Consider the following 21229-nt stretch of genomic DNA (forward strand, 5'->3'; position numbering starts at 1 on the left):
ACCTTCATCCGGCGACCCTTTCCGAGCGGCTCAAAGTCCTTGGAATCGACGCACAGCGGGCCCGAAACGCCACACTCCGCGACCTCACCCAGGAAGTCGACGCCCGAACACTCATTGATCTACTCGACTACAGCCCCGCGGTCATCACACAGCACGCAGCCCGCGCAGCCACGCGAATGTCCGACTACATCGTCTTCAAGAAGAATCAGCGTCCCTAACGCCCGCGCATGGGAAGAAAACGGATAACGTACTTTGCCATCAGAACAGTGATTATTGGATTCAACGCACAATCACCCCTCCTCCAAGAGCTATGCAGTTCCTGGTCATGACAGGAACCCAATCTGGTGAACTATGCCGCCGTCCGCAGTTTTACGTTGGCTTGGTCATGCATCCGTGCGGACAACCGACCAGATCTGCTGCCATCTCATGCCAAGGCGCCTCAGGACGGCGCAGATGCCACCGAGCGATCAGTTCAGGGCTTCATCCTTCGCAGTGAGAGCTGACGTTGGAAAATCCTGGCCGCCCGGCAGCACTCCCCCAGCGACGGTCCACGACCAACCCATGACGGATCTTCCGTCAACCTGGGAGTGGTACTGGGCGGCAGCCACCGTCAGCGGATGCCGCCAAGATCACTGTCAACGTAGGAACCAGGCCGGTTTTCGCCGTCGTGCTGGCAACTGCAGTGACCATCCAGCTGTAGCCGAACGGTCACTGGACTGGATGAGTCCAGGTGAATATCCACCGAGTCCTCCCCGTTGCTGCTAACTCGAAGAGTCTGTACTTGGTCGTTGAGCTGAGTCATAGTAAAAGCTTTCTAGAGTTGGGCTGTGTCTAGGCGGCACGGGCCGCGAAGCCACGCGCCTCTAAGGCGGGTTGGTGCATCAGGTGAGCAAGCTAATTACTGTCCAGGCCCGGACGGCGGGTGCAATCGGCGTTGTCGCTAACGCTGTAGCCATGAGATTAGTCACAAATTGTCTGCAATATAAGCGCAAGATTTGGGAGATAACAGTGCAGAATGGGTGCATGATCAACACCGATCCGCAGGGCGTCGCGTTTTTGCCCGGACGGCACAAGAGGCGCAACGCGTAGCTCACGGGTTGCTCCCCCGTCCCCGCGCAGGTGCGTGAGCTCCAGCGCGTGCTTGGAATGCAGCTGTTGACGAAGGACGGCCGGGGCGTGCGGCCGACCCGCCACCGTCATCTGCAGGCGCCAGCCATGCAGCATCACGTGATCACCTACTTCTCCGGCATCGTCGATGAAAACGACCACATTCGCCTCGGCCCCTACCCCGTGCTCTCAGCGAACTGCTCAGGATAAAGATGGAGGAATTCGGTAGTCCGTTCCGCCACGTGACAACGAAGGCGAGGCCCGAACCCAAGATCAACAGGAGCGAATAATTGACGAGGAACCTCCCACAATGGCGGGCGACCGTGGCTGCAACTCACGGCCGTGAGTGGCTCCCTCGGACGCTGCGTGGCTTCCCAGTTCCCCCTTCTGTAGGTCTTGAGTCAGTGGGGATGCTGGTGCCGCTGTTCTAGCGGATCAAGCCGCCCTCTCGCAGATCATCCCACAGCGCCTGCGGGATGGACCGGGCGACCAAATCGAGGTTTTGTTGCACCTGCTCCGGGGTGCGCATGCCCAAGACCACGCTTGTCACGGCAGGATGCTGGTACGGGAATGCGACGACGGCGGCAGGCAGAGTGGTGCCGTGCGCCAAGCAGATGTCCGCCAGCTGGTTGGCCCTGTCCAACAGTTCCCGGGGCGCCGCCTCGTAGTTGTATGTGGCATCGGCCGCGGGCCTGTTCTTGGACAGCAGGCCGGAGTTGAAGACGCCCACATTCACCACGGCCACATCGTGTTCCAGGCAAGCAGGAAGCAACTCAGTTGCCGCTCCCTGTTCCAAGAGGGGTGTACCGGCCGGCCAGCATGATCACGTCAATGTCGGTCTCGATGACGAATCGTTGAAGCATTTCGGCTTGGTTCATCCCCGCACCCCAGGCTCCGATGACACCTTCGTCGCGCAGCGCGGAGAGCGCCGGGACCGCACCTTCGAGGGCCTCCGTCCAGTAGTCATCAGGGTCGTGGATGTAGACGATATCGATCCGGTCTGTGCCGAGGCGTTCCAGGCTTTCCTCTATTGACCGGAGCACACCATCCCGCGAGTAGTCGCGGACCCGGACAACGTCGTCGGGGACATCGAAGCCATCAGTGTCCAGACCTCTGGGGGCCCGGTTGGGACGCAGGAGCCGACCCACCTTGGTGCTCACCACATATTCGCTCCGGTCCTGGCCCGAGAGCGCGCGGCCGAGCCTGCGTTCAGCGAGTCCCAGCCCGTAATGAGGCGCAGTGTCAAAGTACCGGATGCCGCGGTCCCAGGCCGCTGCGACGGCGTCGACGGCTTCCTGCTCCGGGACCTGCCGGTAAAGGTTCCCGATGGGTGCTGTTCCTAATCCCAGCACGGGCAACTGGACCCGGGTCCTGGGGATGCCACGCCGTTGAAAGACATCTGTTTGCGTCATTTCTTGATCCTCGTTCAGTTGAGCGCGGAACCTGTGCTGCGAACTGCTCCAGCGCAACCAGCTGGGGGAAGCGGGCGCAGGCGTCAAAAGTAGACCCATTACATCACGCTCCTCCATAAGCTGAAGCGATATTCAGCTTCCTGCTTGCTACCCCGCGCGGCTGCAGTCCTGAGGGTCCCGGAACAATGCTCACAACGGGCTGATGGCCACTCCCCCGCCCGATCTATTCGGCCAGGCATGAGTGCACCGCTTGCTCCAGCAAGGGAGCGCAACGGATCCAGGCGTCGGCAGGGGCGGCGACGACGAGTACGCTGCTGCCCCGGCCGCCAGCAACCAAACAGGCTATCTCACTGTACCGATGCGCGCCGATTGTGGTCATGTAAGTGTCGGCCACGCACGAACCGGTGCCACCACGGAACACCATTCCGTTACTGCTCGATGTTTGGGTTACGGATGCGGCGTGTTCGCCCGATAGGTGGTCGAGGCGGGATCCCGGCCAGTTGGCCTGCGACTCATCCCCCTGTTGGGGGGTGGAATTGAAGTAAACCTGAAGGTCACCATTCGGTGCTGTGATTCCCGCCGAAACACTCCCGGGATCGCTTTGCACCGCAATGGCACCGGGCGGGATGGACAGTACCGCCGTTCGGTCCGGAAGTTCCATCGTTTTCCATCCATCGGGTGCGAGGCCGGACTGAAACCATGCGAACTGCGTACCCCGGATGAGCCACTCGCCGTCACCTGCTTCTGGTCCATCGCAGCGCAAGCACTGATGAGCAGCACCACCGCGACTTCGACAAGGCCCACATGACTCTTTGACCTCCGAAAGCCCGCGGACGCGCAAAGGTTCGTATGTTCACCATCGCCAGTTCGGGCAACGGCCCACCCCGGGACGCGGAGAGTGTTGCCCGCCCCCTTCACGCTACTTGTTACCGTCACCATCGTCCGGACCTCCACTGTTGTCGGCGTCGTGATCATTTACCGCAGGTGCCGGAGGGGCGGGCGGAGCGACGACGACCGGCGGGACCGGAGCTGGCGCGGCTGGTGCGGACGGGGCAACAGGCGGGGCGACAGGCGGCGACGTTGTCGGGTCCGGGTTGGCGGTTCCGGTCTCGGGCTTCGGGGACGGGGTCACTGTGGTCAAGCCCTTCACGCATACTCTCGTTTTCTTTATTCGACCGAAAGAATCGCGCACTAACAGGCCTTCAAGGCGCGATCTTGGGCAGCAAGCCCTTTGGCCCTCACTGAGAATGTGCAGAATGCACAGGCCTGCGAGATCCTCGCCGCTAACGTGACTTACCACACAACAAGTGCACGTCCCAGAACCATGAGGAGATACACATGCCGAACTACAGGGTGTCGATGGATATCGGCGGAACCTTCACGGACATCGTGGCGTACGACCAAACCGCAGGGACCTATCAGGCGACGAAAGCATCCACTACACCGGGCAACTTGAGCGTCGGCGTGATTGCCGGCCTCGAGTCCATTGTTACCGACCTTTCAGACATCGAGTTCCTGGTCCATGGCACAACCCAGGGCCTGAACGCCTTCCTGGAGCGTCGCGGCGTTCCCGTGCTGCTGCTGGCGACCGCCGGCGTCGAGGATTCTTATCATATTGCCCGGGGCCCACGTCTGGAGCTTTACAACGCCCAGTACCGCAAGCCGACTCCCCTCGTCGAGCGGAAGGACGTTATCGGCGTCGGCGGACGCCTCGACGGTCAGGGCCATGAGATCCGGCCGCTCGATGAAGTGGCCGTCCGTCAAGCAGCACGCCGAGCACTGGACGAAGGATATGGCGCCGTGGCCGTTGCCTTCCTCTTCAGCTACAAGAACCCGGCCCATGAGGTTCGTGCCCGCGAGATCCTGCTTGAGGAACTGGGCGAAGACTTCACCGTCTCGCTGTCGCATGAAGCAGCGAAAGAGTGGCGCGAATACGAACGCACCTCGTCCGCCGTCGTCGAGGCGTACACGGGACCCGTGGTCCGCAACTACCTCCTTGACCTTGAAGGGAAGCTAGCGGACCGCGGCGTGGAGGCCCCGCTGCACATCATGCAGTCCTCCGGCGGCGTGCTTACCGCTGAGTCCGCCCGGAAGCGTCCCCTTCAGACCCTGTTGTCCGGGCCTGTGGGCGGCGCGATGGGCGACGTCGAGCTGGCCGGCGTGTCAGGCAACCGGAATCTCATCGGGGTTGACATGGGCGGCACATCCTTCGACGTCTCCCTGGTTGTCGACGGCAAACCCGACGTGTCCACCGAAGCCCACCTCGAAGGCCTGCCGATGCTCATGAGCGTCGTTAACATCCACACCGTGGGAGCCGGCGGCGGCTCGGTGGCATGGCTGGAAGCCGGCGGCCTCCGGGTGGGTCCGCGTTCGGCCGGGGCCACCCCGGGTCCGGCCTGCTACGGTCGCGGCGGCACAGAACCCACCGTGACCGATGCCAACCTCGTGCTCGGCCGAGTGGACCCTGACTGGTTTGCGGGCGGACAAGTAGCCCTGGACCGTGAGGCAGCCATCACCGCCCTCAAAACCGTGGGAGACGAACTCGGCCTGGACCCGATCGCCATGGCCGAAGGAATCTGCGATGTGGCCAACTCCCAGATGGCCCAAGCCATCAGGACCATCACTATCTCCCGCGGCATCGAACCGCGCGACTTTGCCCTCGTCGCGTTCGGCGGCGCCGGGCCCATGCACGCAGTCTTCCTGGCCAAGGAACTGGGAATCCCGGAAACCGTTGTTCCCAGGTTCCCCGGCGCGTTCTCGGCATGGGGCATGCTGCAAACCAACATCCGAAAGGACTTCTCCGAGCCGTACTTCTTCCTCGATGAGGACATCGATGTGGCAGACATGACCGGTGTCCTGCAAAGGATGGAAGTGGAGGGTCTGAGGTCCCTTATCTCCGAGGGCGTCCCCGAGGAAAGCCGCCGAACCAGCGCCTCCGTGGACGTTCGCTACCAGTCGCAGGAATTTACGCTCAACGTGCCCCTGACGTCCGCCGACGAACCTGAGGCGGAGGGCTTCGTCGCCAACCTGGCAGCCCGCTTCTCCGCGATGTACCACGAGCGCTACGGGCACTCCAATCTTGGCGCACCCATAGAAATCGTCGCGCTGCGGACGCAGGCAGTGGGCGACTTGGGCCGCTTGGAGGCACCGCTCTTCGAAACGGCACAGAGCTCGGAGTTCAAGCACGAAATACGCCGGGTGGTCTTTGACCACGTAGAACACGAGACCACGGTAGTACGACGCGACGACCTGGCCGCCGGGCACACCTTTGAAGGTCCGGCCATCATCGTTGAGCAGACCGCCACCACCGTGGTGCCACCGGGATTCAACGTCACAGTGGACGAGTTCGGTTCCCTGGTCATCCGCACTGAAGACACACAAGGAAATTGAGGAACCACCGATGACAATCGCTGCAGTCAAGACCCTGGATCCGGTAACCGTGGAAATCATCCGAAACGCGCTCACCAGCGCCGCGGACGATATGAACGCTACCCTGATCCGCTCCGCCTACTCCCCCATCCTCTACGAAGGCGGGGACTGTGTGGTGGCACTGCTGGACACCGAACACCGTGTACTCGGACAGTCCGCCGGCCTCCCGCTGTTCCTCGGCAACCTCGAAACCTGCTCCATCGCAGTGGAGGAGCTGTACGGCCGTGAGGTCTGGCAGGAAGGGGACGTCTGGATCCTTAACGACTCATACCTCGGCGGCACGCACTTGAACGATGTGACCATCTTCGCGCCGATCTTCGATGACGGCCCATTGGTTGGCTTCGCCGCCACCCGCGCACACTGGATGGACATGGGTTCCAAGGATGTGGGCGGCTCCATGGATGCCACGGACATCTTCCAAGAAGGCTTCCGCATGGGGCCGGTCAAGCTCATGGAAGCCGGCATTGAAACCTCAGTGGTGGATTTGATCCGCACCAACGTCCGCTTCCCCTACCAGACCATCGGCGACATGCACGCGATGATAGCCGCCCTCCGGATGGGAACCACCCGGATGAAGGAACTGGTGGGCCGGTACGGCATGGAGCAGCTCGACGCTGCCCGCGATGAGATCTTCCGGCAGACGGAGGAGATCGAGCGGGAAACCGTCCGCAACATCCCCGACGGCGTTTATGAAGCCGAAGGCGTTCTGGATAACGACGGCATCAACTTGGACACCCCCATTCCCATCAGGTTGAAGATTACCGTCGCAGGCGACACTGTGGACTTCGACGTCAGAGGCTCCGCTGACCAGACCACGGGCCCGGTCAACTGTGGCGCAGCCCAAGCCGTGTCGGCCCTGCGTGTGGGGTACAAGCTCCTTGTCAGCCCGGACTCCAACTCCAACGGCGGATCCTTCCGCCCGTTGACCACCCAAGTACGCTCCGGCTCGGTGCTCGGCGCGGTGGCCCCGGCACCCTGCCAGTGGTACTTCTCGCATCTGGGACTGCTGATCGATCTGGTCTCCAAGGCAATGGCACCCGCCATGCCTGAACGAGTAGCCAGTGCCAGCCACGGCGACTCAATGATCATCACTGCAGCGGGCTTCGATCCCCGCTTTGGCCGGAACTTTGTCAGCATGGAAGCCACCCTGGGCGGCTGGGGCGCTTGGCAGGGCACGGACGGCGAATCCGCCATGATCAACAACGTCAACGGTTCGCTGAAGGACCTACCCATCGAAATGATGGAAACCCGTTACCCGCTGCGGATTAACGAGTACTCCATCCGCCCGAACTCTGGTGGCCCGGTCAGTGGCGCGGCGGCAACGGAGTGATCCGTGAATACGAGTTCCTTGCCGACTGCGTGGTAGGCCTCTGGTTCGAAAGATCCAAGACGCCGGCTTGGGGCCTCTTCGGCGGTTCTGATGCCCAAGGCCCTGAAGTAGTGATTAATCCCGGCCGTCCCGATGAGGTCCGGACGCTGAAAGCCAACGCACGGAAGATCAAAACCAACTTCCATGCCTACGCGCTCAGCCTGACCTCGGCCGTCAATGAAACCGGGCCCTTGAGCTACTCGGCGTTGGCCGGTGCCCGCAGGCTTGAGGCTGCGCTCCGCCGGGGCTTCACCTCCGTTAGGGACGTGGCCGGGGGCGACATCGGGCTTGCAACTGCCATCGAAGAAGGACTTTACCCCGGTCCCCGTTACTTCTTTACCGGTCCGGCGTTGAGCCAGACGGGCGGTCACGGGGACATCCGCGCCGCAAACGACGGAAGCTGCTTCCATGGCGGCCACATGTGCGAAGTGGTGGACGGCGTTGAGGACTTGCTGCTCGCGGTGCGCCACAGGTTCCGAACCGGCGCCACGGCCGTCAAGCTCATGACCTCCGGAGGCGTGATCTCACCGGTCGATCCAATCCGTGTCCCGCAGTACAGCCCTGCGGAAATCCGGGCGGTTACGGAAGAGGCGTCCCGGCGTGGCAGTTACGCCACGGCGCATGCCTACTCGCCGGAAGCGATCAGGCATTCTGTGCTCAATGGGGTTCGCTGCATTGAACACGGCAACCTGCTGGATGCTGAGACGGCCCAGCTCATGGCGGAGCACGACGTCTGTCTGGTGCCTACCTTGGTAACGTACGATGCCATGGGCCGCCGCGGCGCCGAGATCGGACTTACCGAGGTGGGTGCGGCCAAAAACCAGGAAGTACTGGCCGCAGGCAAGAAGGCCGTCTCACTGGCACGGGAGGCCGGTGTCCGGATTGGCTTTGGCACAGACCTTATGGGTGAGCTTGAGGATGAGCAGCTGACCGGGCTTCGCCTGCAGTGCGAGGTGTTGGGGGTCCACGACGCACTTCGCTCGGCGACGTCGACCAACGCGGCACTGCTCCGGCGGGACGACCTGGGACGCATTGCGGAGGGGGCCTGCGCGGACCTTGTGATGCTGGACGGCAATCCCTTCGAGAAGCCCTCGGTGCTCTGGGACGCGAGCCGGCCCCGAACCGTCATCAAGGCTGGCCGCATTGTCTCTTCAGGCGGACTGGCAGGCCAAGAACTGCCGTTCGAGCTGCCCTTGGCCCATGACATAAGCGGGTTCGCAACCTATGAATGAACGGGGAACTGACCTCTTCCCCGGGCCGCGGCACGAAAAGCAAAGCTGAATGTGGGCCCGCCTCTCCCCTATTCAACGCAAATTTAGGGCAAACCCCTCGAACGTTTGAGGCTGGCCCGGTTCTGCGGCGCCCCGAACCGGGCCAGCCTTCTTGCTAGCGTCCCTTGTACTCTTCGGCGGCAGTACGGAGCCTGCGGTGGACTCCACCGTAGGCCTCGGCTGATTTCAGCGACCACTTCGGTAACTTCGCCAGCATCGTGTAGTTCGGGTCGCAGACATTCGCAGCTGGAGCAAGACCGAGCTGACTGACGAGCTGGTAAGCATCGAGGGTGTCCATACCGGTGAGGTCAGAGGTCCAGGACACAAGGTCGGCTTGACTGATCCGGAACGCGTCATCGAGGGGCCGAACTGAGCCCGTGCTCATGATGTAGTCGTCATTTTCGAGCCTTGGCCATGCCAAGGCCCCTCCCTTGACGACGTCGACCACGATTGCGGTGTTCATCGCCGATTCCAGCCCGGTCCCGCAGACCTCGCCTTCCCCCTGCCGCGCGTGACCGTCACCAAGGGAGAGCATCGCCCCTGACACGTTGACCGGGAGGTAAAGCGTTGTCCCTGCCCGCACTTCAGGGGTATCCATGTTGCCCCCGTGAGTTGAAGGGGTCACCACCAGACGGACCTCCCCACTGGCGGGGGCTACGCCGACAGTACCGTGCATCGGATCCAGGGGAAGCCTGAGTACGTAATCGGACCGACGGGCACGGAACGTAGCCGTCCACGACTCAAGATCGAGGTCATAGAACCAAACGCGTTCCTCAAGCGGTTCCGACAGCATCGCCGTCTCGCGGGTTGGGGTCAATGCCCCAAAGAGCGGGAAAGTGCTGGAGATTGCGTGGGCGCGGGCAGGTACGATCGACACGAAGTGGACGGCCAAAACGTCGCCGATCTCCGCTCCTTCGACGTGGATCGGACCCGAGACCGGATTAAGCTCAGCGAACGGGACCACCTTGCTCGGCAGGTCTTCTGCGCTGGTTACCCGGCCTCCGTAGCAGTCCTCCGTGCTCAGTTCGACGACGTCGCCGGGCTTCACGCTGATGAGTGGTTCGACTCCCCCAAAGACGTAAGAGTACTGATCCGGGCGGGGCTTGAGAGAGTGGATTGTCATATCAGCCCACCTCATTGAACTCGAGCGGGGAGGCGGCTCCGGAGGGATCCGTCATTCGTCCTGCCTTCTGCAGGATGATGGCCACGATGACACCAACAACGAGCCAAACCACACCAAGGATCTGCGCGGCGATGTTGGCGTTGATGATGACCGAGACCAGGATGGCGAAGCCGAGAACCGGAAGCACCAGGTGCACCATCCACCGACGCGACTTCTGGCGGACAACAAACCACCACACCACTGCGACGTTTAGCAGGGAGAACGCAGTCAATGCGCCGAAGTTGACCAGGGTGGAGATTTCAGTGAGGCCGTTGGGCTGGGTGACCAGGTAAAGGCCGAGTACGAGTGAGATACCGGCGACAAGGAATGTGGCGTTCACCGGTACACCGCGTTTGGGGTGCACGCGGCTCAGGAACTTTGGAAGCTGGCGGTCCCGTGCCATGGCGAACAGAAGCCGGGATGTCGCTGCTTGAGCGACCAAGGCATTGGCGAAACCCCACGCGACGGCGGTCGCCGCAGCCGTGAGGATAAACAGGAAGGGGCCACCGGCGTTCTGGGCGGCAGCGTAGAAGGCCGTTCCGTCGGGATCGCCATTGGCGATGAGGCTGGCCGGGTCGTGTACGAGCATGGATCCCACCCACGTCTGTACAACAAAGAGCACGCCGACCAGGAGCAGTGCGGCGATCATTGACCGACCCAATGATTTGGTGGTCCCCGAGTTTTCCTCGGCAAGGGTGGATATGCCATCAAAGCCGAGGAAGGACAGCACTGCGATCGAGACCGCTCCGAATATCAAGGACCAGTCGAACGTGTGGGAGTTGAAGAAAGCGTCGAAGCTGAAGGTGCCCTGACCGTTGGCGACAGCCGTAAATCCGATCACAAGGAACACCGCCAATACGAGCAGTTCCAACACGAGCATGACCTTGTTGACCCGGGCGGTGAACTCGATGCCAAGATAATTGACCACGGTGTTGAGCACGACGAATGCGATCAGCCAGATCCACAGGGGCACAGCGGGGATCATCCCGTTCATGGCGATCGACGCCGCTAAATATAGGAGTGCAGGGATGAGCACGTAGTCCAGAAGGATCATCCAGCCAGCTACGAAGCCCAGTATCCGTGTAATTCCGCGGCCAACATAGGTGTAGACGGAACCCGACATCGGGAAGGCTTGGACCATCTGCGCGTACGAGTTCGCCGTACACATCATGGCAAGCATCCCGACGATGTAGGCCATCGCGACCATGCCGCCGGAGGCCTGGAAGACGCTCCCGAAAATCGCAAACGGGGCGATCGGCACCATGAAGATCAACCCGTAGACCAGCAAGTCGGAGAACTTCAGACTGCGCTTAAGCTCCTGGCGGTAACCGAAACCCTCGATCCCGTCGCCCGTCTCGCCCGCAATCTCAGGCGAAACAGCGCCGTCGTTTGTTGCGCTCGATCCCTTGATAGACATCAATTTTATCCAATGGTCAGCCGCAGACGGCATCGTCTGCGGGGGTGGAGAATTTATTTCCAGATGGAATGATTGGATACTACTGGGATGAGGCCTAGATCACAAACAGGTCGTTCCCTGCGGCCACGGCAATTTCCCAACCGGCGGTTGGACGAGCAAAGGCAGAGCCTGCGGACCCCGTCGTCGAAGTTAGACGCCGAGCGGCCCTACTAGGCGGCATCGACTCCAAGAGCCCGCTCCGCCACAATTCCACCAGCAGGACGACTCCGTCATAACAGCCTTGGGCATACGACGCCGGAAGGGGTGCGGATGTCCCAAAGCGATCCCTATACAGCTCAAGTAAGCCCTGATGCCGCTCATCACTCTGGCCAATGAATGAGGGCATCGCTGAGTACAGCGTGCCCGTTGAGTCCCCTCCGGCCGCCAAGAGGCTGTTTTCATCCAGCGTGGTGCACAGCCGGATGAAGCGCTGGTCAGCGCCGATCTCCGCTGTCGAACGGTGAAAGGTGATGCCGTCGCGGCCAACGAGCGAGATCAAGATTGCATCCGCGCCATTCTTCCGTGACTCATCCAAGAGCTGCTCCGCATCGACCGAGCCCACGGGAACGAGTCGGTCCATAACAACGTCCTGCCCTAGCCCTCGTAGAAGCTGGGCGGCGGCGCGGTGAACCTGTCGTGGCCAGATGTAATCGTTGCCGATCAAAGCCCACCGGCGCACCCGGCGGTGCGCGATAATCCATTCGAGGGGCCCCTGAAGCTGCAACCGCGGACCCGAACCGATAAAGATCGTACCCGCCCCTCCTGGTTCCCGCTCGTGTGGAGGCGTGAAGACGTAAGGCACCCGGTCACCAACCACCCGCGAAACAGCCGCACGGACATCCGAGGTGTGGGCCCCGACGAAGCCCTGGACAAGTCCGGCGCCGACAAGCTGACTTACGATACGTGCCGCCTCGGCGGGTCCCCGACCGGCGTCGATCACGACGAGCTCAGGTACAACGCCGGCCCGTTCAACCACGTGCTCGGCAGCAAGGACTGCGCAGTTCAGGATTGACGGACCCGAGATACCCATCACCCCCGACAGCGGAGCGAGCAGCCCAATACTCAGGGTTCCCGGAGTAGGGCCCCGCAGCAAGAGAGTGCTCGGAAGCACTAGGCTGGTGGCAGAGGTCACAACCCGATCTTGCCGCATCGGGGAGCCACAGAGCGATTCAGGAGGACGACTCATGTTCCCGGTTTGGGATAAAAACGGACCCGGCGTCCCGCTCGCCCAGGTTATCTCCGCCCTCTCGGCCATCGAAAAAGAGCTACTCGACGGTCTCGCACTAGCTCTTAGCGAGGAGGACGCCACCGTGGAACAGTGGCGGATACTCAGCTTGGTCTCGAAGTTTGATTCCCCGACGATGGGCGAACTTGCCGCCTCCTCGGGCATGGCCAACGCGTCCCTGAGCAGGGTGATCGACTCGTTGGAAGATGCCGCCTCTGTCTTCCGGATTCCCAGCCCCGAGGACCGCCGTCGAGTCACCGTCCAGATCTCCGACCACGGCAGCGCCAGACTCGACAGGATGGACAGCCTCGTCTCTGCATGGGACGCGGCGACTCGGGAGCGACTGGGTAGCGACACCGTCGACGCCCTGTCCCACGCCGTCCACTTGGCAGGCCTACGGGAAGCAGCCGGGCGCCCGGCTCCGGAAATCGTGGCCCATTAGGCGCAAACCCAGTAGCTGCGGTTAAGCTGCGATCGTTACCGACGTCGACAACACGGCACCGTTCTTATCCAGTGCCTGTACCGATACATGCGCAGCTGCTGCGATCGCAGCTGAGGTCTCAAAGCCGCGTTTAGGGAACGTTCCAGCCTCACGAAGCGCACTTGGACTGGTGCCGCTGAGGAATCGCCACTTGGCAACCTCCGTGGCGCCGTTCCAACTCGCGTAGACCTCCATCGTTGAGCCATTACCTGGAACCACAGCTACGTCGGGGAGCGCGGCAGGCTGCGCGCTCCATGCGCTTCGGTAAGCCCGATAGGAACCGGTACCCACACGGGTCGCCTCATAAATGGCGGAGCCCTGAGCAGTGAATTCGGTGACAGCCGGGTCTGCGCCCCAACCGACCAGAACATTTCCGTTAGGCAGGAACTGGAGACTACCCATGGCATTGCCCCGGTGACCTGCGTTGTTGAACTCTTGGTGGACCGCGGCCGTCCGGGCTTTCTCGTCAACGGCGAGCACCAGACCACGCGATGTCCCCGCCGTGCCGGAATAGTAGTGATTGTCGAACATGCTGATCAGTCCGTTCGGCCGCCGTCGTGCATCGTGCTGCCAAGCGAATGCTGCATTTGGCCCGAGCTTGAAGTCGCTTTGCTTGCCACCCAGCCGCCACCGGATGGTTCCGGTCATCCTGTCCACCAGATACAAAGCGTGCGTGTGCCGGGATGAAATCAGCAACGCGTCTCCGCTCTCCTCCACGGAATTCAGGTGGTACGGGTCGTAGGCTTTGTCCGGCGTCGAGCCGTCACTGCCGGCGTCGTCAGACGGACGCAGAAAGGAATCCGTCAAGGGAATGTGTTCCAAGGCGTCCCAGTCCAACAAGACAGCTCCGGTCCGGACATTCACCTCCTGCACATGGCAGTTGAACATATTGCCGGCGACCGGCCCGCCTACCGCGGACAGGTCATGCTGAACGGTGGGATAGGCGGTCAGTAATGCGGTTCCCGCCGATGTCAGGGTGAACTCGTGGAGGTCTGCCTGCATCCCTTTGCCTGCCGTGACTTCGGCGATAATCCGATAGCTGCTGTCCATGATTACCCCCTTGCCCATGCCGTGGCCGCCGACGCCGGTTCCGGTCCAGTAGGTGAGCACAGGCTGGCCCTCGAAGGATTGCACGCGCAGATCCATCACACCGGCACCTGTCGGTTCCAGCCAGACAGGCTCGCCGACGTTGTTCATGATCATTCCGTTCGAACCATGTCCCATGGGACCTGTAAACAACAGCCCGGGCGCCGGAGATCCCGTGGACCAACTGGCCACATGCGGGGCGGTGAGGTGCGTCGTCACGAAGGTACGGTCAGGCGGCGCCACGGCCCGGGGCGAAGGTGAGGATGAAGGGGAAGCGGTGGGAAGAGATGGGGAGGCTGAGACCGTCGTTGTCTGAGCAGCCAATCCAGGCATAAGTCCCGTTTTGGATAGGCCGGTCGCGCCAAGCGCTCCAACACCTATCAGTCCGGCTCCGTGCAAGAGGCGACGCCGGCTCAGCGGCAGAGATACTCGCCCGTGCTCACCGGCCGGAGCGAGCTTGCCGTCGTCGTTGGTTCCAGGGTCTCGTTCAACCTTCACCCACTCAGGGTAGGCACGGATGCTATGTGGGCGCGTCGAGAAATCTTTGAATCCGCTGTGACTGAATGAGGTGGACCCTGGAGGGTGTCAGTACACAAAGGGCTGCAACGCCGTCGTGAGCGGGGCACCTATCGTGCTGATACCGCTGGGATCACCGCGCGAGGCTGTGGGTTCATGCCTGCCTGGATATGCTGCAGGTCAGCCAGCGCATTGGCACAATGCCTGCACATGGCAACATGCTCGTCCACGCGCAAGCGTGCAGCCTTGTGCACCGCGTTCCTCACGAACTTGCCCAAATGCCGTGCGAAGTCCGTACATTCCTCAATGGCGGCTTTGCCCACGTGCTGCTGTAGGTACGCTTGCCGCAGTCCCTCCGTTGCGCGTATCAGTAACGAGGACACACCATTCGGCGTCAAGTTCAACACTCGGGCCGTGGCAGCCGGCTTGAGGCCTTCGACTTCCATGCACCATAGAACGGCCTGCCACCGCACCGGTAGGGAGCGGAATGCCCGCATCAGGATGGTTGATTCGAAAGCTGCGATGCTGGCGTTTTCCTCGAGTGTCAAAACATCCAGCGCGCTTCCATAGCCCAACGTCGCAGAGCGCCGCACTTTCAGGTTCCTGCGGTGGGCCATGCGCCTTACGGTAGTGGTCAGGTATGCCTGGAATGATTCGCGGGGCCCTTTTCCTGAGGTCAACGCTGCAAACACCGCCGCGAACGCCTCGGAAACAACATCCTCGACTTCGCTGGAACTATCTGATTCCGCCCGCGCCACGTAGCCCGCGACCTTACGATGGCGCCTGTACAGTTCCGCGAATGCTTCGTGGTCCCCCTCCCGCACCAGGGCGATCAGGCCTGCATCATCCGACCCTGCACCGGCACGGACCTCATCGTCCGTGCGGCTGTTGGGAGCGGGGGTCTCGCCGGGGCGAGGGATACCGAAGATGGGTTCCAGGCGGCTGGCAGCTGATGTGCTGATGAGAGGAGACATGGCTGGCTTTCAAGTGAGGAACGGGCGAACCAAACCTAGCCAGCAAGTGATCGAATACACTCAAAATGCAGGCTTCTTCCGAGAAAAGAGCGTCCGATGCAGGAATATCTGCTCGATGAGCGGGATCTCCGTCTACTGCATGCACTTCAGATACGTCCGCGGGCGCCCTGGACAGTGTTAGCCCCGGTGGTCGGCGCAGACGCGGTCACATTGGCACGACGCTGGCAGGCTCTCCAAGACTCAGGTCTTGCCTGGATTACCTCCTACAAGGGTCCAGGCGCCAAATATGCCGGGGCGATCGTGGAAGTCGACTGCGTACCGGCAAGCATTGCCCCCGTCACGGAAGAGCTCGCCCGCGACCCGGAGGTCCTGTCCATCGATCAAGCCGCCGGTGGGCGGGATTTGGTGGTGACGGTTCAGTGCCGCTCCGAAGCAGCCCTCGGCGAATTCGTGCTGGACAAACTACCGTCCGTGTCCGGCGTCACCAGCACTCGAACCCACCGGGGGATCAAACTTCTCGCCGACGCACAAGTATGGAGGCTGCGGTCGCTGAATGAACGCGAAGCCAGTCGGTTGGCGATCGATCTCCCGGAGCCGGGGAACGGGCAGCGAGGAGTCCCGGCCGACGTCGAGAGTGGACTCGCCAAAATACTCGCGCTGGACGGCCGGGCCACCATAGCTGACATCGCAGGTTGGCTGGGAATAAGCCAGACCCGGGCCAAGAACGCGTTGTCCGCTCTCCTGGCAGAGAAGCGCCTGATCATGCGCCTCGAAGTGGCCCGGCCCTATACGCCGTGGCCGCTCGCCGTGTGGTATTTTCTCCGCGTGCCGGCAACCCATGTTGAAGACGTTGCAGGAAAACTGACCGGACTCAACGAAGTGCGATTGGTAGCAACCACGGCAGGTATGTATTCGATTCTCATGACGGTATGGCTTCGTCGCGTTGAAGACATGACAGTACTTGAGAGGCAGCTTGGCGAAAGATTGCCTTTCGCCGAGATCATGGACCGCTCGATAGTGCTCCGTACCCCAAAGCACATGGGTATTCGGCTCACCACGGACGGACGGAGGGACCTATAGCCGGATCAATCTTCTTGGGGAGCCCCTGCGATGTTGACCAGCCACGCGATGCCGAATTTATCCACGCACATGCCAAAGGCATCTCCCCAAGGGGCCTTCTCCAGCGGAATGGTGACCGTGCCGCCGTCGATAAGCTTTTCCCAGTAGTCACGAAGCTCTGCGTCATCCGAGGACTCGCCGCTGAGGGACACGGAGATGTTATCTCCGGGGTTGTGCTGCATGCTGCTGGGTGTATCCGCGGCCATCAGCGTGAAGCCGTTCGGCGCCACCAACATGGCATGCATCACCTTGTCAGCTTCCGCAGGGTCCTCGTTTGCCTGGAAGTCACCGAAAGTGCTGACATTCAGCTCCCCGCCGAAGACGGACTGGTAGAAAGTGATCGCGTCGCGGGCGTTGTCACGGAATGAGATATAGGGGTTCAGGCGGGTTGCCATCGGTCAGATCTCCTCGGGTTGTCGTGGGCCAGTGGCGGCCGTGCCGTCATGCTAACAGCGGCGGGTGCTGCGTGTCCCCACCTTTTCAAACACGCTTTTCAAACACGCTTTTCAAACGCCGTCGTAGGCCTTTTGCAAAAGGTCCATGTCAAGCTTGCGCATCTTCATCATTGCCTCGAGGGCGCGCTGGGACCCTTCAGGATCCGGTCCATTGAGGAGTGTTGGCATGGCCGTGGGGACAATCTGCCAGGACAAGCCGAACTTATCCTTGAGCCACCCGCACTGACTCTCCTGGCCACCAACCAAAAGTGCCTCCCAATAACGGTCAACTTCCTCTTGGGAATCACAGTTAACCACGAGCGAGACGGCCTCATTGAACGTGAAGATGGGGCCACCATTAAGGCCTACGAACTGCCTGCCCTCGATCTCGAACCCAACGGTAAGGGCGTTGCCGTCAGGTCCAAGCACGGTTTCCCTTATGGACGAGTTGTCGAAGATCGAGGTGTAGAACTCGGCGGCCTCGGCCGCTTGTCCGTCAAACCATAAACAGGTGGAAATTTTCTGCATCTACCGCTCCTCGATTCATGTCGGGACCCGGTTGTCCCCCCCGTCCGAGGCTAATACTGCCGTCCCGCCCACACAACGGTCGACGGCGGTAGCGTCCAAACTTCGTCCCGGGGCCAGCACCCCGCTATGGTCGAAGTCATGACATCACCATTCAAAGCGGGGATCTACGCCGCCGTCGCGGACCTCCTGCTGATCCTTGCCTTCGCCGCCATCGGCCGCGACGCCCATGCTCGCGGCGACATTATCGGGGGTGCCTTCACGACGGCTTGGCCGTTCCTGGCGGGTGCCGCGATCGGATGGATAGCCCTGCGGGCATGGCGTTCCCCGTTGGTCCTTTGGCCGTCCGGGGTAGGCATCTGGATCGGCGCCGTCATCGTTGGAATGCTGCTGAGGGCGGCCACCGGCCAAACTGTGGTGCTGGCGTTCGTGATCGTTGCGTTGATCTCCCTTGGAGTGTTCCTCTTGGGTTACCGAGCGGTCACCGCATTGGTCATCCGGATGTCGCGCAGGCGGCAGCGCAGGGCCTGACCATCACCGAGTAGACCCCTGCGCCATCCCCGTGCAGCCCCATGGACTAGGCTGTAAACACACCGCAATGATGCCCTCCCGGAAAGGTTCCATGTGATCACTGCATTCGTTCTGATCAAGACCGATGCTTCACGCATCCCGGAAACTGCTGAGCAAATTTCAGCCATCCAGGGCATCAGCGAGGTCTACTCCGTGACCGGGGAATGGGACCTGATTGCAGTCGCTCGCGTCACCAAGCATGAAGAGCTTGCGGATGTGATCGCCGACCGTCTATCCAAGGTGGCATCGGTAGTCCACACCACCACCCACATTGCGTTCCGTGCCTACTCGCAACACGACTTGGATGCGGCTTTCGCCCTCGGTTTCGAATAAGTACCGGAGGAGGTTCAGCCTTGGCTGAGCTCAATCCACTTCTTCAGGACCTCCGCAGCCCGGCCCGAATCCACTGACTCTGCCGCGCGCGCATAGGCGGCCCGCATTCGGTCAACCAAGCTGCCCTCGGACTTCAGGTCCACGGCCACCAGGCCTGCTGCAGCATTCAGGAGAACGGCGTCGCGTATGGGCCCGGTCTTCCCGTCCAGCACTTCCCGGACGACGACGGCGTTCGCCGCAGCATCGCCACCCCGGAGGTCGGCCACTGTAGACGCCTTAATCCCCAACTCGGTGGGCGAAAAAACCTGTTCCGTGACAGAACGGTTCCGGATCTCCCACACGGTGGACGGCCCGGTCGGCGTCAGCTCATCCAAGCCGTCGTCACCGCGGAAAACAAGGCCCCGGCTCCCCCGCCGGGCCAATACGCCAGCCACAAGGGGCGCCATGCGGGCGTTCGCCACACCGACGGCGGAAGCCTGCACATGCGCCGGGTTGGTCATCGGCCCCAAAAAGTTGAACGCAGTTGGCACGGCCAGCTCACGGCGCGGCACGGCTGTGTGCCGGAACGAAGGATGGAACACCTGAGCAAAGCAAAAAGTGATGCCAGCTTCTTCGGCGTTGCGGGCCACGCGATCAATGGAAAGGTCCAAGCGGACGCCCAGCGCCTCCAGTACGTCCGCGGAACCGGACGTCGACGACGCGGCCCGGTTTCCATGCTTGACCACTTTTGCGCCCGCCCCGGCGGCGACCAACGCGGCCATCGTCGAGATATTGACGGTATTGAGGCGGTCGCCTCCGGTGCCCACGATGTCCAGCTTTTCTCCGGAAATCGATATGGGGTTGGCGTTCTGCACCATCGCCGCCACGAGACCGGCCAGTTCCTCGACCGTTTCGCCCTTGGAGCGAAGCGCCACCAGGAATCCGGCAATCTGCGCCGGAGTCGCTTCGCCGGCCATGATCGTGTTCATGGCCCATTCGGTGTTCTCCACCGCAAGGTCGTCGCCATTAATCAGTGCAGAGATGAGCCCGGGCCACGTATTGCTGGCTGCGGGTGCCGATGCCGGAGAAGTCACCCTCTGATGCTATCTAGGTAGCCATGCCCATGACGAATGTGAACCGACGCGGGAACTTTTCCGCGCGATTTCGCGTCTTTGTAGAAAAAGTCCCCCCAAACGGTGGTTTGCATTGGGAACTCTGGACTTTTACAGACATAATGTCCTTGTGACATCTGCGACCCATGCCCCCAGTACCCCGGCGCACCCGACGCTGAACCGCCCCAACTTGGTTTCTGTTGGAACCGTAGTTTGGCTGTCCAGTGAGTTGATGTTCTTCGCCGGCCTTTTTGCCATGTACTTCACCCTCCGGTCCACTTCAGGATCCTTGTGGGCGGAGGAGACAGCTAAGCTCAACTTCCCGTTCGCGCTGGTGAACACCATCGTCCTCGTGGCGAGTTCGTTTACGTGCCAGATGGGCGTTTTCGCCGCTGAACGCCTCGAACCGCGCCGCAGGGGTAGGCTGCTGCAGTTCACCCGCTGGGGTATGACGGAGTGGTTTGCCCTGACGTTCTTGATGGGCGCCTTCTTCGTTGCCGGCCAGACAACGGAATACGCCATGCTTGTCTCCGAGCACGTCACGCTGTCCGCCAACGCCTACGGATCCGCCTTCTTCATGACCACCGGCTTCCACGGCCTCCACGTCATCGGTGGACTGATCGCCTTCCTGTTCATCATCGGCCGCGCTTTCGCAGCCAAGAAGTTCGGGCACTTTGAGGCAACGTCAGCGATCGTCACCTCGTATTACTGGCACTTTGTCGACGTTGTGTGGATCGGCCTCTTCCTGGTCATCTACGTCCTCAAGTAAGCCCGGCCTTGACTCTTTTTCTACAAGAGGCAGAATTTCAAGAAGCGGCTCATAGAGCCGACGCAGGATCGAAAAAAGGAACCACCACGTGAAGGCACTATCGCAGAAGCGACGTCACCCACTGGCAGCCATTGCGCTGTTGCTGATGGGCCTACTCCTCACTGGTGGGCTGTACGCCGTCGCCACATCTGTCAACCAGGCCAAAGCCGACACCCCCACTGCCAGCGCAAGTGACGTAGAGCAGGGCGGCAAGTTGTTCGCCGCCAACTGCGCTACCTGCCACGGCATGGGTGCCAGCGGATCCAAAGACGGGCCCTCGCTGGTCGGCGTCGGTGCCGCAGCGGTTGACTTCCAGGTTGGAACCGGTCGTATGCCCATGCAGATGAACGGACCACAGGCCCAACAGAAGCCAGTGCAGTTCAACGACCAGCAGACCTCTCAGCTGGCAGCATACGTAGCTTCGCTGGGCGCAGGCCCGGCCATCCCGGAAGCCGGCCTCTTGGACGGAAAGGGTGATGCCGCCAAGGGCGGCGAGCTCTTCCGTGTGAACTGTGCCATGTGCCACAACGCCGCAGCCGCAGGCGGTGCCCTGACCCAGGGTAAGTTCGCTCCTTCCTTGTCCGATGTCAGCAGCCAGCACATCTACGAAGCCATGGCAACGGGACCGCAGAACATGCCCGTCTTCAATGACTCGAACGTCTCCCCTGAAGGCAAGCGCGACATCATCACCTTCCTGAAGACCATTGACGCCAACGGTTCACCGGGCGGTGCCCAACTCGGCTCCCTGGGCCCTGTGTCCGAAGGGCTCTTCGTTTGGGTGGCCGGACTCGGCGTCATCATCGCCTTTACGATTTGGCTGACGTCCCGCACGTCCTAGCCTTTCCCGGCAATTAGAAAACT

Annotated in this window: 20 protein-coding genes and 3 pseudogenes; 11 read left to right on the forward strand and 12 right to left on the reverse strand. The window is 61.6% G+C overall.

Going from position 1 to position 21229, the window contains the following annotated elements; all coding sequences use genetic code 11:
• A pseudogene (locus QRN42_RS02185) lies at positions 1-218 on the forward strand (hypothetical protein); the annotation flags it as partial.
• A 392-nt stretch (positions 219-610) separates the two neighbouring features.
• Here the strand turns inward: QRN42_RS02185 and QRN42_RS02190 are convergent.
• Positions 611-802 carry a hypothetical protein gene (locus QRN42_RS02190; protein WP_284977866.1) on the reverse strand — a complete coding sequence of 64 codons (192 nt, stop codon included), beginning with the start codon at positions 800-802 and terminating at the stop codon, positions 611-613.
• Between the two features lie 152 nt (positions 803-954).
• Here QRN42_RS02190 and QRN42_RS18070 point away from each other — a divergent pair.
• A pseudogene (locus QRN42_RS18070) lies at positions 955-1188 on the forward strand (LysR family transcriptional regulator); the annotation flags it as partial.
• 346 nt (positions 1189-1534) lie between these two features.
• On the opposite strand, the gene QRN42_RS17975 reads toward QRN42_RS18070, so the two are convergent.
• The 3 genes from QRN42_RS17975 to QRN42_RS02200 all read right to left on the reverse strand — a co-directional run bounded on the left by QRN42_RS17975 (position 1535) and on the right by QRN42_RS02200 (position 3180).
• Positions 1535-1852, reverse strand: coding sequence for an aldo/keto reductase (locus QRN42_RS17975; RefSeq protein ID WP_350224860.1), 318 nt, complete (start codon positions 1850-1852; stop codon positions 1535-1537).
• A gap of 28 nt (positions 1853-1880) precedes the next feature.
• A complete protein-coding gene (locus QRN42_RS17980) occupies positions 1881-2519 on the reverse strand; it encodes an aldo/keto reductase (protein WP_350224861.1) in 639 nt (212 codons plus the stop codon).
• A 223-nt stretch (positions 2520-2742) separates the two neighbouring features.
• Positions 2743-3180 carry a hypothetical protein gene (locus tag QRN42_RS02200; RefSeq protein WP_284977868.1) on the reverse strand — a complete coding sequence of 146 codons (438 nt, stop codon included), beginning with the start codon at positions 3178-3180 and terminating at the stop codon, positions 2743-2745.
• Between the two features lie 677 nt (positions 3181-3857).
• Between QRN42_RS02200 and QRN42_RS02205 the strand changes: the two genes are divergently transcribed.
• The 3 genes and pseudogenes from QRN42_RS02205 to QRN42_RS02215 all read left to right on the forward strand — a co-directional run bounded on the left by QRN42_RS02205 (position 3858) and on the right by QRN42_RS02215 (position 8549).
• Positions 3858-5909 (forward strand): hydantoinase/oxoprolinase family protein, encoded by a 2052-nt coding sequence (locus QRN42_RS02205; RefSeq protein ID WP_284977870.1) that lies wholly within the window; start codon positions 3858-3860, stop codon positions 5907-5909.
• Between the two features lie 91 nt (positions 5910-6000).
• Positions 6001-7346, forward strand: a pseudogene (locus tag QRN42_RS02210) (hydantoinase B/oxoprolinase family protein); the annotation flags it as partial.
• A 42-nt stretch (positions 7347-7388) separates the two neighbouring features.
• Positions 7389-8549 carry a metal-dependent hydrolase family protein gene (locus QRN42_RS02215; RefSeq protein ID WP_284978043.1) on the forward strand — a complete coding sequence of 387 codons (1161 nt, stop codon included), beginning with the start codon at positions 7389-7391 and terminating at the stop codon, positions 8547-8549.
• Between the two features lie 154 nt (positions 8550-8703).
• Here QRN42_RS02215 and QRN42_RS02220 read toward each other — a convergent pair whose 3' ends face one another.
• From QRN42_RS02220 to QRN42_RS02230, 3 genes are all read right to left on the reverse strand, one after another.
• Positions 8704-9711, reverse strand: a complete 1008-nt coding sequence (locus tag QRN42_RS02220) for an acetamidase/formamidase family protein (RefSeq protein ID WP_284977871.1) — start codon at positions 9709-9711, stop codon at positions 8704-8706.
• Position 9712: 1 nt separating this feature from the next.
• Entirely contained in the window at positions 9713-11167 is a 1455-nt protein-coding gene (locus QRN42_RS02225; RefSeq protein WP_284977873.1) for an APC family permease, read from the reverse strand.
• A gap of 94 nt (positions 11168-11261) precedes the next feature.
• Positions 11262-12338 carry a substrate-binding domain-containing protein gene (locus QRN42_RS02230; RefSeq protein ID WP_284977874.1) on the reverse strand — a complete coding sequence of 359 codons (1077 nt, stop codon included), beginning with the start codon at positions 12336-12338 and terminating at the stop codon, positions 11262-11264.
• Positions 12339-12390: 52 nt separating this feature from the next.
• On the opposite strand from QRN42_RS02230, the gene QRN42_RS02235 reads away from it, so the two are divergent.
• On the forward strand, positions 12391-12873 hold the full coding sequence (locus QRN42_RS02235; protein WP_284977875.1) for a MarR family winged helix-turn-helix transcriptional regulator: 483 nt from the start codon (positions 12391-12393) through the stop codon (positions 12871-12873).
• Between the two features lie 21 nt (positions 12874-12894).
• Here the strand turns inward: QRN42_RS02235 and QRN42_RS02240 are convergent, their stop codons facing one another.
• A complete protein-coding gene (locus QRN42_RS02240) occupies positions 12895-14217 on the reverse strand; it encodes an arylsulfotransferase family protein (protein ID WP_284977877.1) in 1323 nt (440 codons plus the stop codon).
• Positions 14218-14624: 407 nt separating this feature from the next.
• The gene (locus QRN42_RS02245; RefSeq protein ID WP_284977878.1) at positions 14625-15488 is read right to left on the reverse strand and encodes a sigma-70 family RNA polymerase sigma factor; all 864 of its coding nucleotides are present in this window, start codon (positions 15486-15488) and stop codon (positions 14625-14627) included.
• A gap of 96 nt (positions 15489-15584) precedes the next feature.
• Here QRN42_RS02245 and QRN42_RS02250 point away from each other — a divergent pair, with 96 nt between their 5' ends.
• Positions 15585-16568: an Lrp/AsnC family transcriptional regulator gene (locus QRN42_RS02250; RefSeq protein ID WP_284977879.1), complete on the forward strand. Its 984-nt coding sequence runs from the start codon at positions 15585-15587 to the stop codon at positions 16566-16568.
• 5 nt (positions 16569-16573) lie between these two features.
• On the opposite strand, the gene QRN42_RS02255 is transcribed toward QRN42_RS02250, so the two are convergent.
• Both QRN42_RS02255 and QRN42_RS02260 read right to left on the reverse strand, forming a co-directional pair.
• On the reverse strand, positions 16574-17002 hold the full coding sequence (locus QRN42_RS02255) for a VOC family protein (RefSeq protein ID WP_284977881.1): 429 nt from the start codon (positions 17000-17002) through the stop codon (positions 16574-16576).
• Positions 17003-17113: 111 nt separating this feature from the next.
• Complete coding sequence (locus tag QRN42_RS02260; RefSeq protein WP_284977882.1) at positions 17114-17569, reverse strand: VOC family protein; 456 nt, start codon at positions 17567-17569, stop codon at positions 17114-17116.
• A gap of 138 nt (positions 17570-17707) precedes the next feature.
• Between QRN42_RS02260 and QRN42_RS02265 the strand changes: the two genes are divergently transcribed.
• Together QRN42_RS02265 and QRN42_RS02270 are read left to right on the forward strand one after the other, a co-directional pair.
• Positions 17708-18097 carry a DUF3054 domain-containing protein gene (locus tag QRN42_RS02265; RefSeq protein WP_284977884.1) on the forward strand — a complete coding sequence of 130 codons (390 nt, stop codon included), beginning with the start codon at positions 17708-17710 and terminating at the stop codon, positions 18095-18097.
• 93 nt (positions 18098-18190) lie between these two features.
• Positions 18191-18469 carry an Lrp/AsnC family transcriptional regulator gene (locus tag QRN42_RS02270; RefSeq protein WP_090821559.1) on the forward strand — a complete coding sequence of 93 codons (279 nt, stop codon included), beginning with the start codon at positions 18191-18193 and terminating at the stop codon, positions 18467-18469.
• Between the two features lie 14 nt (positions 18470-18483).
• On the opposite strand, the gene trpD is transcribed toward QRN42_RS02270, so the two are convergent.
• On the reverse strand, positions 18484-19542 hold the full coding sequence (gene trpD / locus QRN42_RS02275; protein WP_284977885.1) for an anthranilate phosphoribosyltransferase: 1059 nt from the start codon (positions 19540-19542) through the stop codon (positions 18484-18486).
• Positions 19543-19690: 148 nt separating this feature from the next.
• On the opposite strand from trpD, the gene ctaE reads away from it, so the two are divergent.
• Together ctaE and qcrC are read left to right on the forward strand one after the other, a co-directional pair.
• Complete coding sequence (ctaE, locus tag QRN42_RS02280) at positions 19691-20329, forward strand: aa3-type cytochrome oxidase subunit III (protein ID WP_284977887.1); 639 nt, start codon at positions 19691-19693, stop codon at positions 20327-20329.
• An 88-nt stretch (positions 20330-20417) separates the two neighbouring features.
• Positions 20418-21206: a cytochrome bc1 complex diheme cytochrome c subunit gene (gene qcrC / locus QRN42_RS02285; protein ID WP_284974609.1), complete on the forward strand. Its 789-nt coding sequence runs from the start codon at positions 20418-20420 to the stop codon at positions 21204-21206.
• Positions 21207-21229 lie beyond the last annotated feature (23 nt).

The organism is Arthrobacter sp. fls2-241-R2A-200 (assembly GCF_030209745.1).
In the GTDB taxonomy this organism is placed as follows: domain Bacteria; phylum Actinomycetota; class Actinomycetes; order Actinomycetales; family Micrococcaceae; genus Arthrobacter.

Bases quoted from the DNA above. Each gene is read 5' to 3' on its own strand.
- QRN42_RS17980 (WP_350224861.1), bottom strand. From the start codon at position 2,519: ATGACGCAAACAGATGTCTTTCAACGGCGTGGCATCCCCAGGACCCGG.
- QRN42_RS02245 (WP_284977878.1), bottom strand. From the start codon at position 15,488: ATGTCTCCTCTCATCAGCACATCAGCTGCCAGCCGCCTGGAACCCATC.
- QRN42_RS02255 (WP_284977881.1), bottom strand. From the start codon at position 17,002: ATGGCAACCCGCCTGAACCCCTATATCTCATTCCGTGACAACGCCCGC.
- QRN42_RS02260 (WP_284977882.1), bottom strand. From the start codon at position 17,569: ATGCAGAAAATTTCCACCTGTTTATGGTTTGACGGACAAGCGGCCGAG.
- QRN42_RS02250 (WP_284977879.1), top strand. From the start codon at position 15,585: ATGCAGGAATATCTGCTCGATGAGCGGGATCTCCGTCTACTGCATGCA.
- QRN42_RS02220 (WP_284977871.1), bottom strand. From the start codon at position 9,711: ATGACAATCCACTCTCTCAAGCCCCGCCCGGATCAGTACTCTTACGTC.
- QRN42_RS02265 (WP_284977884.1), top strand. From the start codon at position 17,708: ATGACATCACCATTCAAAGCGGGGATCTACGCCGCCGTCGCGGACCTC.
- QRN42_RS02225 (WP_284977873.1), bottom strand. From the start codon at position 11,167: ATGTCTATCAAGGGATCGAGCGCAACAAACGACGGCGCTGTTTCGCCT.
- QRN42_RS02200 (WP_284977868.1), bottom strand. From the start codon at position 3,180: ATGGAACTTCCGGACCGAACGGCGGTACTGTCCATCCCGCCCGGTGCC.
- QRN42_RS02205 (WP_284977870.1), top strand. From the start codon at position 3,858: ATGCCGAACTACAGGGTGTCGATGGATATCGGCGGAACCTTCACGGAC.
- QRN42_RS02235 (WP_284977875.1), top strand. From the start codon at position 12,391: ATGTTCCCGGTTTGGGATAAAAACGGACCCGGCGTCCCGCTCGCCCAG.
- QRN42_RS02190 (WP_284977866.1), bottom strand. From the start codon at position 802: ATGACTCAGCTCAACGACCAAGTACAGACTCTTCGAGTTAGCAGCAAC.